Below are 13995 nucleotides of genomic sequence, written 5' to 3' on the forward strand. Positions count from 1 at the left end.
CTTTATTATCTAAGGAGATGAACAAAATGAGAAACTTATTTACTCGAATGAAAGAAACGATTTCTGCAGACCTTCATCAATTACTTGATCACAAAGAACAAAAAAATCCAATTGCTGCGTTAAATCACTACTTGCGTCAATGCGAGCAGGAAACCGAAAAGGTAAGGCAGCTCGTTGAGCGACAGCACACGTTAAAAGAGCAGTTTAATCGTGAATATCACCTGGCACTCGACATGATGAAAAAACGTCATGAGCAAGTACAAGTGGCACAAGCAGCTGAAGAAGCGGAACTACATGAATTTATTTTAAAAGAGCATGCTCACTACGAAGAGAGAGCAAAGCGTGTAAAAGCATCTTATGAAGATGCATCCAAGCAGTTAGAAGAGCTTGAACAAAAGTATGAAGAAATGAAGCATAAGGTAAAAGATATGCATATTCGCCGTATGGAACTCATGGGGCGTGAAAATATTGCCCGTGCGCACCATCGTATGAATTCAGTAATGAAAACGGAAGCGTCTTATGCGTCTTACAGCCAGTTTGACGAGATGGAAACTTATATTGATCAGCTTGAAAATCAAATTAATACAAATTACTATAGACAAACGGTAGACAGCAAAATCGCGGAATTAGAAAAAAGAGTAAAATCATCGTAAAAAATCAGTGTTTCTGCATAAAACATGGTATTCTAAAAAAGGCGTAGGTTTCTGCGTCTTTTTAAGGTGAGAGAATAGATATCTGCAGCATCCAAAGAACGAACGCTTCATCTACGAAGAGAAAGGAGAGAGAGCTGTGCAAAGCGTAAACAAAACAGAGTCTCTTATGTTCATTTTTATTTGCAGTTTATTTGTCCTGTTTATTGAAATTATGTTTTTTCACAGCGGCTTGATCTTTTCTATATTAATTGCCGGTGCGTTCATGTATATTGGGCGAAAAAAAATGAGAAGAAAACTAGGGCGTATTTTATTTTGGATTGGCGTTATTGGGCTTGTGTTGAACATATTTAATACGGTTGCATTTAAGTTTTTAGTTATTGCTCTTTTCCTGTATTTTTTACTTAGATATATTCAATCAAGAAAGCATCCGGTTGAATTTAGACCAACTGACGAATTTACACAGCAGCCAAACCAAAGTTTGGTACAGGTCCGGCCGGTTTTGACGAATAAACTTCTTGGTAGTCAAAGAACCGAAGACTCCGTATACGAATGGGATGATATTAATATTCAAAGCGTATGGGGGGACATTGTGGTTGATTTAAGCAATACCGTTCTGCCAAAAGGCGATGCGGTTATTTTTATTCGTCAAGTGTTTGGAAATATTAAAGTGCTCATTCCTTACGAAACGGAAGTATCTGTGAATCATTCTAAACTAGCAGGAAACATAACGGTTTTTGGCCATCAGCGCGGCTTTTCGTTCAACGAAAATTTGTCTATCAAAACAGAGGAATTTGATCAGTCTGCTCATAGGGTGAAGATTGTTACAACTGTTGTGATTGGAGATTTAGAGGTGCAAAGGATATGAGTATTCTTCAACGGCAGTTATTATGGGGGATCTTCTTAAGTTTTTTTGTATTTGTATCCGTGCTCCTTACCGTGTTTTTTGCATATCCTGTTTTTCAACTTAGCGACTTATGGAAAACAAGCGTATTTGGCATGCCTTTTGTGCTGTTTTCCTTCAGTTTAAGCCTTACGATTGGAAGCGTAATTGGAGGAATCATGGGGTTTATGTGGAGACAGCAGTGGACATATGTTGAAAACCGATTATATGAAATAGAAAATGGCCACCGGCATATGTCGGCAAATGAACCACTTATTCAAGAAACGTCTCGGATTATAAGCCGTTTAAACAAAGTAGATCATAAAATGATTCTTCAAGCACAGAAATCTCAAAAGATGGCAACGGAAAAAGTGGAAAATCAGCAAAAGCAAGTGCAAGAAATTGTTTCTCAGGAACGAAATCGGCTTGCTAGAGAACTGCATGACTCCGTTAGTCAGCAGCTATTTGCCGCTTCAATGCTTATGTCTGCTATCACGGAATCCAACCTTACGCTACAAGATTCTGAAGCTAAGCAATTAAAGATGGTTGAAAAAATGATTAATCAATCACAGCTTGAAATGAGAGCTTTGCTTCTTCATCTTCGTCCTGCAGCATTAAAAGGAAAATCGCTACAGGCTGGAATGAAAGAACTGATGAATGAGCTTGCTCAAAAAGTACCGCTTGAATTAAATTGGAAAATAGAAGGATTTGAACTTGATAAAGGCATTGAAGACCACTTGTTTAGAATTTTGCAAGAATCCGTATCAAATACACTGCGTCATGCAAATGCAACAGCTTTAGATGTGCTGCTGATTAAACGTGACTTTTCCGTTATTTTACGTATTGTTGATAACGGAGTTGGGTTTGATGTAGAAAAGGAAAAAGTCGGATCGTACGGTCTGCAAAATATGTATGAACGCGCAGTTGAAATTGGAGGCATATTAAAAATTATTAGTTTGCCCGATAAAGGTACAAAGCTAGAAGTAAAAGTACCGTTAGTAGAAAGAGAGGAGAAGCAAAATGATTAATGTACTGTTAGTAGATGATCATGAAATGGTTCGTATTGGCGTAGGAGCGTATTTGTCGGCTCAAACAGACATTCATGTGATAGCTGAGGCATCCAATGGCCAACAGGCCGTCGAATTAGGGCTTCAGCTGCGACCGGATATTATTTTAATGGATTTAGTCATGGAAGAAATGGACGGGATTGAAGCAACAAAACAGCTTATTAAGCAGTGGCCGGAAGCGAAAGTAATTATTGTCACTAGCTTTCTAGATGACGAAAAAGTATATCCCGCTCTAGAGGCAGGGGCAACAAGCTACTTATTAAAAACGTCTAAAGCAGGAGAGATTGCAGCTGCTATTCGCCGTACATATGAGGGGGAATCTGTATTAGAGCCCGAAGTAACCGGTAAAATGATGTCTAAAATGAGAAAGCCGTCTTTACCTCATGAAGAACTGACAGCTCGTGAAATGGAAATTTTACTTTTAATGACACAGGGCAAAACAAATCAAGAGATTGCAGACGAATTATTTATTGCACTAAAGACGGTAAAAACACATGTAAGCAATTTATTAAGTAAGCTGGATGTACAGGACCGGACTCAAGCCGTCATCTATGCCTTTAAACACAAATTAGCACAGTGAGAATCGTTATTCAAAAGAGAATAACGATTTTTTTTGTGAAAAACCTATTTTTTTGCATGTATTCATTATAAAATAGCGATATGCGTAAAGGCGAGCGCTTACGTAAAAGCACTATTTTGAGGGGTTGAGCACATGGAAAAGAAATGGTGGAAAGAAGCTGTTGCGTATCAAATCTACCCGCGAAGCTTCATGGATTCAAACGGGGACGGAATTGGTGACATTCAAGGGGTTATTTCAAAATTAGACTATTTATCTGATCTTGGAATTGATGTCATTTGGATTTGCCCGATTTATCAGTCTCCTAACGACGATAATGGCTACGATATCAGTGATTATAAAGATATTATGAAAGATTTTGGAACAATGGAAGACTTTGATGAGCTGCTAGATGAAGTTCACCATCGCGGAATGAAGCTGATTATGGATTTAGTTATTAATCATACTTCAGATGAACACCCTTGGTTTTTAGAATCTAGATCTTCTAAAGAGAATCCATATCGTGATTATTATATCTGGCACGAAGGTAAAGATGGAAAAGAGCCGAACAACTGGGAATCTATTTTTAGCGGATCAGCTTGGGAGTTCGACGAAAAGACAAAAGAATATTACATGCACGTATTTTCTAAAAAACAGCCCGATTTAAACTGGGAAAACGAAAAAGTGCGTCATGAGCTTTATGAAATGGTTAACTGGTGGTTAGATAAAGGAATTGACGGCTTTCGTGTAGATGCTATTTCGCATATTAAGAAAGTGGCCGGCTTCCCAGATCTGCCGAACCCTGAAAAGCTAGATTATGTGCCATCATTTGAAGGGCATATGAATCGGCCTGGAATTCAAGAACATTTAAAAGAGCTAAAAGAAAATACGTTTGCCAAATACGATATTATGACAGTTGGAGAGGCAAATGGTGTAACATCGGACAGCGCAGATGAGTGGGTAGCTGAAGATGGCGGAAACTTCAATATGATTTTTCAGTTCGAGCATATGGGGCTGTGGGATAAAGGAGAAGAAAAACCGCTTGATTTAATCGAGTTAAAAACAATTTTAACTAATTGGCAAAATGGTTTAGAAAAAATCAAGGGCTGGAACGCTTTATATTTAGAAAATCATGACCAAATTCGTTCTGTAAATAAATTCGGCAGCGTAGCTTACCGAGTGGAAAGTGCAAAGTGCTTAGCTGCACTATACTTTTTAATGAAAGGAACACCGTTTATTTATCAAGGACAAGAACTTGGAATGACCAATGTTAAGTTTGATTCTATTGATGATTATGATGATGTTGGCATGATTAACTACTACCGTATTCAGCGTGAAAAAGGCGATTCACATGACGAGATTATGAAAGTTATTTGGGAAACAGGCCGCGATAATTCAAGAACGCCAATGCAGTGGAATACAGAAAGAAATGCAGGATTTTCTACGGGGAACCCTTGGATGAAGGTAAATCCAAATTACGTAGATATTAACGTAGAAGAGCAGAAAAATGATAAGAATTCGGTACTGAATTTTTACAAACAGCTCATTAAAATTAGAAAACAGCATGATGTGCTGGTGTATGGAACTTATAAACTATTGGCAGAAGAAGATTCCGCTATTTATGCGTATACGCGAACATTAGAAGGTAAAACCGCTGTTGTTATTTGTAATATGTCACCAAATAATCAAACGTTCGAGCTTCCTTTGGAGAGCTCATTTGTAAATAGAGAAGTGTTGATTCATAATTATCCATTGGATACAAACGAAACGCTTGAACAATGTACGCTACACCCATATGAAACACGTGTATACTTACTTTCATAAACAAGTTGAGCAACCGTTTGCGCAATTTGTGAAGTGGAAAGCTTTTAAAAACAAATTTAGATGAGACATAGGTAAAGAAACTGCTGGCTCTACGAAGAGCGAGCAGTTTCTGCATTTTGATAAAAAGACGGAGAAAGCTTTGACTACGGCGCATGTATATGGTACTTTTACACTTAGTGTAGATAATTAGAAACAAAATGAGGTTGAAAAATGGCGAAATATAAAATTATTGCAACAGCAGCAATGGGAATTGAAGCACTAGTCGCTAAAGAAGTGCGTGCTTTAGGATATGAATGTGAAGTAGATAATGGCAAGGTTATCTTTGAAGGAGACGAGCTTGCAATTGCTCGATGCAATTTATGGCTTCGTACAGCAGATCGAATTAAAGTGCAGGTCGGACAGTTCAAAGCTCGTACGTTTGATGAGCTTTTTGAACAAACAAAAGCATTAAATTGGGGAGATTATTTGCCCGTAGATGCACAGTTTCCTGTATCGGGAAAATCAGTTAAATCTAAATTGTTCAGCGTATCAGATTGTCAAAGCATTGTGAAAAAAGCAATTGTTGACAGCATGAAAAAACATTATAACAAAACAACAGGCTGGCTCGAAGAAACGGGGTCAACGTTTAAAATTGAAGTAGCGCTATTAAAAGATGTTGCTACATTAACAATTGACGCCAGCGGTGCAGGACTTCATAAGCGCGGTTACCGCGTCGGGCAAGGGGAAGCACCTTTAAAAGAAACGCTGGCAGCGGCTTTAATTATGCTAACGCCGTGGAATGCAAATCGTCCGTTTGTAGATGTTTTTTGCGGTTCTGGTACAATTGCTATCGAAGCAGCGCTTATCGGTCAAAATATTGCACCAGGATTTAACCGTGACTTCTTATCAGAAGAATGGCCATGGATGTCAGCAAGTATTTGGGACAGAGCGCGCGAAGAAGCAGAAGACTTAGCGAACTACGACCAAGTGCTGGATATTGCTGGTCATGATATTGACCATCGTATGGTAAAAGTAGCGGAGCAAAATGCATTTGAAGCTGGACTTGGAGATTTAATTCAATTTAAGCAAATGCAAGTGCGCGATTTTACGACGCCGAAAGAATATGGAATCATTATTGGTAACCCTCCGTACGGCGAACGTTTAAGCGATCGTCCTTCTGTTGAAAAAATGTACGCTGAAATGGGCGAAGCGTTTTCTAAGCTTGATACGTGGTCTATTTATATGCTTACATCTCATGAGCAGTTTGAACAGTTCTACGGTAAAAAAGCAACGAAAAAACGCAAATTATTTAACGGATTTATTAAAACAGACTACTACCAGTACTGGGGACCTCGTCCTCCACGCAACGATCAATAACGTAAAGAAGCCAAGCGGTGTAAAAACCGCTTGGCTTCTTTACGTTATTTCTTTTTTAAACCGCGATAAGCTAGCATTCCAAACAAGCCTATACCAAGTACGACAATTAATAAAATAAACCAAAATGTAGCATTAAGCAGGTATTTATATAGTCCGTCATAATAATCATGCATATACTCACCCCATTATGTTTTTTATAGTATGAGCGAGTAGCAGTGTAATATATGTATTCATTTCTTTTCAATAGCAGGCTTAAAATGAGAAATGACAAGCTTATTTCTAACATATTTACGAAGGGAAAATTTCATACTAAAACCTAAGAGGTGATGAAATGAGAAAAAATCGATCGGCACGGGTTTTTGGGAGGATGATGCTTCTTTCATGGTTAACCATCCCTTTTATAGGACAACAGCATATTAAGCGCTATTTATCATCTACTATGTTTATTTCCTGTTGAAAGCTATATTGCTGAAAAAAAGAAGTGGTGGATATTCCCTCATCCTCCCCATCCATATCTAACAGGTGAAACTGCTTTACTTTTAGGTCCATTTTTAGCAGGGTCTTTATGGATTAAAAAGTTCACATATGGCCATTTTGGGAAATATATGCTATTAAATGCCCTCGTAGATATATTTTTTGTTTATCCTTTTCATCGAATTATGAGGCGGGCAAATCTTTTTAAGATGGGCATGTTTAAAGAACACCATCTGCTAGGTATCTTTCTGCTGAAAGCTGTTTTAATGTATGGTTACCAATATTTTGTAGTAGAGAAGCAAAAATCTCAGCGTGCTTTGAAAAAAAACCTATAGAATAAAGGAGCAGGCAGGGAAGCGTGCTTTTTTTGCCTGCTATTTTAATGCCCCGGATGTCATTCCTGAAATGAAATGCTTTTGCAAAAACACGTACGCAATCAATAATGGAATAGAAGAAAGAACGACTGCTGAAAACAGCATAGGATAATTGGTTAGAAATTCCCCTTGAAAGTCCAATAGTGCAATAGGCAGCGTTTTTACTTCTTTAGATTTTAATAATAACAAAGGAAACAACAGATCATTCCACACAATTACAAACGAAAAAATCCCTACTGTAGCCATTGATGGTATTGAGAGTCGAAGAGCGATTTTTGAATATATTTTCCACTCTGACGCTCCGTCCATGCGAGCAGCTTCGAATAGTTCCTTGGGCAAAGTTTTCATAAACCCCGTTATAATAAATACACCGATGGGAAGCAAAAAACTTATGGAGACAATAATGACGCCTGTTAGCGTATTGACCAGTCCAAGCTTATTCATCAGCAAAAAGACAGGAATCATATTGACTTGAGTAGGGACAATCATTCCGCAAACAAAAAAGCCGTATACAATCCATCCAAGCTTTTGAGGTAGCTGAATAATAGCGTAAGCAATCATGCTTGAAAACCATAGAATAAAAAACGTGCTAAAGACGGTAACAATCACGCTGTTTTTAATATAGCCAAAGATGGGTTCATTGACGAGCAGCTGTTTGTAATTTTCAATATTCCAGCCTGCTGGTAATCCAATTGGGTTGCTGTAAAGTTCAGGCGTTGTTTTAAAGGTTGTTAATAAAACCAAGCTTAAGGGCAACAGAATGATTAAACCGTAAATCCCTAAAATCAGGTGTCTGAATGGGTTTTGTTTCATAAAAGAATCTCCTTTTACATTTTGGTCAGGCGAAGTGCGCGAAATTGAAGAAACGTTAAAAGAGCAATCACAATCATAAATACAACGGAAATGGCCGAGGCATAGCCGAAACGAAAATTAATAAAAGCTTCGTGATAAAGAAGTGTCGAAAGAATTTCAGTTGAGTTGGAGGGACCTCCATTTGTCATTGCAATGATTAAATCAAATGCTTTAAAACTTTGTATGGTCGTATAAGCCACCACCATTGTCGTAGCTGGAGCTAAAAGAGGCCACGTAATGCGCTTGAATTTTTGCCATCGTGTTGCTCCATCAATACTAGCAGCTTCATATAACTCAAGGGGAATAGCTTGAATTCCAGCTACAAAAATAATAAGCATTTGACCAGTATGTGCCCAAAATTGTACAAAAGCCAAGCTGTAAATTGCGATATGTCCATTTCCAATCCAAGACTGGGTCCAATGCTCAAGGCCTATTTTACTTAAAAATAGGTTAACTCCTCCGATGTTGGGGTCATACATAAAGTTCCACGTGAAGGCAATCGACACGGACGAAATAATCGTCGGTACAAAAAAGAGTGAGCGATAAAATGTATTCCACGCAGAATTTTTATAAAGTAAGAGTGCAAATCCCAAGCTCAATAACGTTTGAAAGATCAGCACGCCAATTGTGAACTTTAAGTTGTTTGTAAGAGACTGTGTAAAAATAGCATCGTTTGTTAAAATTTCTTTGAAGTTTTGAAGCCCTACAAATGAGAACTGAAAAGATAATCCATTCCAATCGGTTGTGCTTAAAAATAAAGCAGAAAGCGTTGGCAATGCAAAGAAAACAGTATATATGATAAAGCCGGGAAGTAAAAACAACAATAGATGTCGGCTTTTAGAGATACTTTTAAATGAAAAGAGAGGAAAAGAGAACGAAGGGGTTCTCTTTTCTTCTTCTTGAATAGACGTATTAGTTTTTAGCGACACGTTCTACCTCTCCTTGTGCTTTTTCAGCAGCTTTTTTCGCTGACATACCGGATAGTACGTCCTGTACAGATGTTTCAACAGCTTTTGATACGCGCTCATTTAAAATGGTAAATCGAGGTTGGAAGACCGTTTTTCTGTCTTTCCATTTTGCGCTTTCTTTGAGTTCTGGTGAATCATATTTCACGTCTTTGACCGTTAATAACTGGCCAGTAGCATTTGCATACTCAGAAGAAATCTTTGGATCTGCAAGGAAAGTTAAAAATTTCTTAGCAGCTTCTTTGTGTTTTGATTTTTCAGCAACACCTAATAAGAATGTTGTGGTATGAACACCTTCGTATTTTGCTTTATCTTCATCCACTGTAATCGGTGCAAGCAAACCTTGATCAATCTTTGGATTTTGCTGTTTGACTGTAGCCATCATATAAGAACCTTGAGCAAGCATTGCGCCTTTTTCCTGAGCAAAAAGTGCTGCAGCACTTTCTTTTTTCGTACCAAGAGCATCTTTTTGGAAGTAACCTTTGTCATTTAATTCTTTAATTTGAGATAGTGTTTTTATAAACCATTCATCAGTTAGCTTGCGTTTGCCCGTTTCTACTTCGTGAAGGGCGTTATTTGTAGGTTCGTTATTCATAATCATTGGATTAATAAATTGAGAAGGACTTACGTCTCCTGAAAATAAAATCGGCGTGTATCCATTTTTCTTTAATGTTTCAGATGTTTTTAAAAAGCTATTCCAGTCTTTAGGAACATCTAAATTTAGTTTTTCAAAAATGCCCTTGTTATAGACAGGGATGTTATAGACTAGCTGATAAGGAAGAGCATATTGCGTATGATCCGCTTTACCCGCTTGGATTAGCTTTTCGTCAAATTTGCTGAGTAAGTTTTGGTCGTCCAGCTTTGCAAAACCATTTGCTTTGCGAATCGTTTCAAATTGACTTCCTGGAAAACTAGCAAATACATCGATACCTTCTCCAGATAGTAGAGATCCTTGAATTTGTGACTGATATGAATCAGAAGGAAAGACGGTCATCTCTACATGAATATTTGGATTTTTCTTTTCAAATTGCTCAATGATAGAATCAAAGGCTTTCGTATCTTCTCCTCGCCAATGCGTAAAGTTAATGGTTACTTTTTTAGAAGAATCGCTGCTGTCGCCGCTTGTTGAACTGTTTTTACCGCAGCCCGCGATGATTACGGTGAGCATTGCTAACAAAATTAATAATTTTTTCATTTTAGTTCCCCCATTTATAGAATTCTTTTTAGATAGTTATTGGTCAATTTTGATACGATGGGTAGATGCTTGGTCAAAGAAATGAGCATGATTCATTTGAAAATGAAACGGAAAGTGCTGATGAACTTGAATATGTTCATCCCCAGAGATTTTAGCCACAAAGAGCTGGTCTCCTAAACTGCTGTATAGTATGTACTCTGCTCCTAATAATTCAGACACATCTACCGATAATGAAATATGAGGAGCATCAGAAGAGGCGCGCGTAATATGCTCGGGTCGAATTCCTACAGTAATGAATTGATTATTGTAGCCTTTTTTATGTAACGAATGTATTTGATTTTCTGTCAGTTGAAACTCATGTCCAGTGATGTGCAGTTTGCTGTTCACTACTTTTCCAGTGAAAAAGTTCATTCCCGGTGAGCCTATAAAACTGGCTACAAACGTATTCTCTGGAGCATTATATACTTGCATAGGTGAACCTATTTGCTGAATTTTTCCGTCTTTCATAACTACGATTCTGCTTGCCATCGTCATGGCTTCTGTTTGATCGTGGGTTACATAAATAATGGTTGTCTGCAGCCTCTGATGAAGCTTACTGATTTCAGCACGCATTTGTACGCGAAGCTTTGCATCAAGATTAGATAAAGGCTCATCCATTAAAAAAATTTGAGCATTCCGTACAATGGCTCTTCCTAAAGCCACCCGCTGACGCTGACCTCCTGATAATGCTTTTGGCTTGCGTTTTAAATAGGGTTCTAAGTCCAAAATACGAGCGGCTTCACGAACGCGCTCATCAATTTCTTGTTTTGGGAATTTGCGGAGCTGCAAGCCAAATGCCATGTTGTCGTAAACCGTTAAATGAGGGTAAAGTGCATAGTTTTGAAACACCATTGCAATATCTCGGTCCTTAGAAGGTAAATCGTTTGCACGATCTCCATTAATAAGCAATTCTCCTTCTGTTATCGATTCAAGGCCGGCGATCATTCGAAGGGTAGTGGATTTGCCGCACCCTGAAGGTCCTACAAATACAATAAATTCTTTGTCTTGAATATGAAGATTGAAATTATCAACTGCAAGACTATCTTTTCCGTATTTTTTATACACATGCTGTAACTGCAGTTCTGCCATTTTTGCTCCTTTCAGCAGGCTTTTAAAAAAAGAAAAGCCTCTAATTGCACAGACGGATTGTACGTGTATCTGGCAATTAGAGGCTATCGGTTGACCGGTAAGCCTGTAGTATGTAGTTTTGAGTGATTGAATCTGTAAGTAATTTTAAAATATATTATTCCTATATGTCAAGTGAGAATTTAAAAATTTTAATAAGTTCGATTATTTTCTTAAATGAAAGAATCCATTTATTAAGCCAGAGGTGCTGGTTTTGAGAATAAAATAAACAGCTGGTGTATAGAATGATAGTATTCACTTTTATAGTAAGCACTACAGAGAGAGGATGTTTATAAATGGATAGAAACACGCAGTTCACTATGATTCGTCAAGCGTTGGAAAACAGCTATCATTTAATGCAGCAGGGAATAGAAGTTAGCGGAGAGACGCTTACTCAGTTGGAACAAGCAAAAGCCGAGTATGAAGCGGCCTTTTTATTGTCTCAGTCCACGGACTCAAAATTCCGCTGTAATTAATTTTTTAATAGCACTTATTCCGTTTGCGTTCTATACACCAGCTTTTATATAAAAAGGTTCTGTCCTTAAAGGCAGAACCTTTTTTATGTTTAGCTCTTTTTATTGACATTTTAGATAAAGTAGTCAATAATTAAGTTTTGCTTACATGAGAAATTTACTAGATAAAAAGAAGTGAAGCTAATTTTTATTGATAGATATTTACATAAATAAAGGAGTCAGTATCGATGATGAGAGAGCGGTTGCCTTTTACAATTGAGCGGGATGAAAACTTTTTTGACAAATTAAATGAATGGATAGGTGATGTTTTTTATGATCATCTTCCGGACGCAGGGTTAGAACTTCGGGATGAACAAATTTTTATGGCTTTTCAAATCGAACGAGCTTTTAAAGAAAAAAATGTAATATTTGCAGAAGCAGGTGTAGGAACAGGGAAAACCATTGTGTATTTACTGTACGCTATTTGTTATGCGAGATATATTGGCAAGCCAGCTATTATTGCCTGTGCGGATGAAACATTAATTGAACAGTTAGTAAAAGCCGAAGGAGACATTGCCAAGCTCTCTGGTATTTTAGATATTAACATGGATGTTCGCCTAGCAAAATCTCAAGATCAGTATCTGTGTTTAAAGAAATTAGATGCTGTGACAGCACGAACAGATAATGAAAACATTGAAGAAATTTACGATACGCTTCCTGATTTTGTTCATGATCATAGCGGTATGCAGTCGTTCTATCACTACGGAGACCGTAAAGAATATCCTCATTTAACGGATGAGGAATGGAATCAAATTAACTGGGATACGTTTCAAGACTGCTCTTCCTGTGAGCAGCGTCATAGATGTGGCTTAACGCTCTCACGTGAGCACTATAGAAAAGCACATGACTTAATTATTTGCTCTCACGATTTTTACATGGAGCACATTTGGACATATGAAGCCCGCAAGCGTGAAGGACAGCTTCCTCTTCTTCCTGAAAGCAGCTGTGTTGTATTTGATGAAGGTCATTTGCTGGAATTTGCTGCACAAAAAGCTTTAACATATCGCATTCAAGAAGATACATTAGAGAACTTATTAACGCGTCTATTAGAAAATGACGTGCGAGAAGAATTTGCTGTGAAGATCGAGCACGCAATCGACGTATATGCAATGTTCTTTGACCGTTTAAGTGAAGCAAGCACGGAAATCATTGGTTCTAGCCGTAAAGAAGTAGCCCGTACAAACGGATTACAAAGTGTAGGAAAAGAACTTTTATCGCTGCTTGAGCATATCGGAAACGAGCTTGTGTTTGAGAGTGAGACCTATACAGTAGACGAATATACGCTGCGAATTGTAGACGAGTACCTAGATCAAATTGATTATTCGCTGCGCTTATTTATGGACAACGAAAATGCCATCTACTGGGTGGAAGAAAACAACTGGCAGCTGACGTTGGTTATTATGCCGCAAGCAGTAAAAGACGTCTTAAAAGAACGAGTATTTGCGAAGAAAATACCGTATATTTTCACTTCTGCCACTCTTTCAGATAACCAGTCGTTCGATTATTTAGCATATAGCTTAGGAATTGCAAAGCCGCTTTCTTTTTCCGTTGAATCGCCATTTGATTATGATGAGCAAATGAAAATTGCGGTAAAAAATGTTTCGGATGATCAAGAAGAAGCGTTTGCTGAAAAATTCGCCTTTGCTGTTGCTCAGCTCGAAAAAACGAACGGACGAGCACTTTTATTGTTTAACAGCAAAGAAGAACTAGAGATGTTCAAAGAAGTTTCCAAAGAGTTAAATCAGTACACATTTTTATTTGAAGGTGATCAAGAGATCAGTAAATTAGTATCTCAGTTCCAAAGGGAAGAAGAAACGATTTTATGCGCTGTTCATTTGTGGGAAGGGTTGGATATTCCTGGACCTTCGCTATCTAATGTAATCATTTGGTCTCTGCCGTATCCGCCAAACGATCCGGTCTTTGAAGCAAAGCGCAATCAAGTAGTCGATCCATTTTGGGATGCAGATATGCCGTATATGCTTCTTCGCTTAAAGCAAGGAGTTGGAAGGCTGATTCGCTCTCATAACGATAAGGGTCTAATCACGATCTTTATGCCAAAAAGCACAGATTCAAAAGTGCGTTCAATCATTGAACAAAATGTTCCAACGAAAATAGAAAAACGT

13 protein-coding genes are annotated in these 13995 nt (G+C 37.9%); 8 read left to right on the top strand and 5 right to left on the bottom strand.

Translation table 11 applies throughout. The features are described from left to right. Nucleotides 1-26: 26 nt before the first annotated feature. From N178_RS17800 to N178_RS17825, 6 genes are all read left to right on the top strand, one after another. Nucleotides 27-653 (top strand): PspA/IM30 family protein, encoded by a 627-nt coding sequence (locus N178_RS17800; protein WP_045293860.1) that lies wholly within the window; start codon nt 27-29, stop codon nt 651-653. Between the two features lie 136 nt (nt 654-789). Then, entirely contained in the window at nt 790-1518 is a 729-nt protein-coding gene (gene liaF / locus N178_RS17805; RefSeq protein ID WP_045293861.1) for a cell wall-active antibiotics response protein LiaF, read from the top strand. Continuing rightward, nucleotides 1515-2561, top strand: coding sequence for a sensor histidine kinase (locus N178_RS17810; RefSeq protein ID WP_045293862.1), 1047 nt, complete (start codon nt 1515-1517; stop codon nt 2559-2561). The genes liaF and N178_RS17810 overlap by 4 nt, the downstream gene beginning before the upstream one ends. Next, nucleotides 2554-3180, top strand: a complete 627-nt coding sequence (locus N178_RS17815; protein WP_045293864.1) for a response regulator — start codon at nt 2554-2556, stop codon at nt 3178-3180. Before N178_RS17810 ends, N178_RS17815 begins: the two co-directional genes overlap by 8 nt. A gap of 132 nt (nt 3181-3312) precedes the next feature. Then, complete coding sequence (locus N178_RS17820; RefSeq protein WP_045293865.1) at nt 3313-4980, top strand: glycoside hydrolase family 13 protein; 1668 nt, start codon at nt 3313-3315, stop codon at nt 4978-4980. Nucleotides 4981-5190: 210 nt separating this feature from the next. Beyond that, the gene (locus tag N178_RS17825) at nt 5191-6336 is read left to right on the top strand and encodes a THUMP domain-containing class I SAM-dependent RNA methyltransferase (RefSeq protein WP_045293866.1); all 1146 of its coding nucleotides are present in this window, start codon (nt 5191-5193) and stop codon (nt 6334-6336) included. Between the two features lie 44 nt (nt 6337-6380). On the opposite strand, the gene N178_RS27890 is transcribed toward N178_RS17825, so the two are convergent. From N178_RS27890 to N178_RS17850, 5 genes are all read right to left on the bottom strand, one after another. Then, nucleotides 6381-6509 (bottom strand): hypothetical protein, encoded by a 129-nt coding sequence (locus tag N178_RS27890; RefSeq protein ID WP_256972405.1) that lies wholly within the window; start codon nt 6507-6509, stop codon nt 6381-6383. 675 nt (nt 6510-7184) lie between these two features. Then, a complete protein-coding gene (locus tag N178_RS17835) occupies nt 7185-7997 on the bottom strand; it encodes a carbohydrate ABC transporter permease (protein WP_033578442.1) in 813 nt (270 codons plus the stop codon). 14 nt (nt 7998-8011) lie between these two features. Further along, the gene (locus N178_RS17840; protein WP_045293867.1) at nt 8012-8965 is read right to left on the bottom strand and encodes a carbohydrate ABC transporter permease; all 954 of its coding nucleotides are present in this window, start codon (nt 8963-8965) and stop codon (nt 8012-8014) included. Further along, nucleotides 8949-10196 (bottom strand): ABC transporter substrate-binding protein, encoded by a 1248-nt coding sequence (locus tag N178_RS17845; RefSeq protein ID WP_045293868.1) that lies wholly within the window; start codon nt 10194-10196, stop codon nt 8949-8951. The genes N178_RS17840 and N178_RS17845 overlap by 17 nt, the downstream gene beginning before the upstream one ends. Before the next feature lie 36 nt (nt 10197-10232). Continuing rightward, nucleotides 10233-11324, bottom strand: a complete 1092-nt coding sequence (locus N178_RS17850; protein ID WP_045293869.1) for an ABC transporter ATP-binding protein — start codon at nt 11322-11324, stop codon at nt 10233-10235. 332 nt (nt 11325-11656) lie between these two features. On the opposite strand from N178_RS17850, the gene N178_RS17855 reads away from it, so the two are divergent. Both N178_RS17855 and N178_RS17860 read left to right on the top strand, forming a co-directional pair. Continuing rightward, entirely contained in the window at nt 11657-11836 is a 180-nt protein-coding gene (locus N178_RS17855; RefSeq protein WP_013056154.1) for a hypothetical protein, read from the top strand. A 224-nt stretch (nt 11837-12060) separates the two neighbouring features. After that, nucleotides 12061-13995: ATP-dependent DNA helicase (locus N178_RS17860; RefSeq protein WP_045293871.1), on the top strand; the 1935-nt coding region annotated here is incomplete at its 3' end.

It is taken from the genome of Priestia aryabhattai B8W22, assembly GCF_000956595.1.
Lineage (GTDB): Bacteria > Bacillota > Bacilli > Bacillales > Bacillaceae_H > Priestia > Priestia aryabhattai.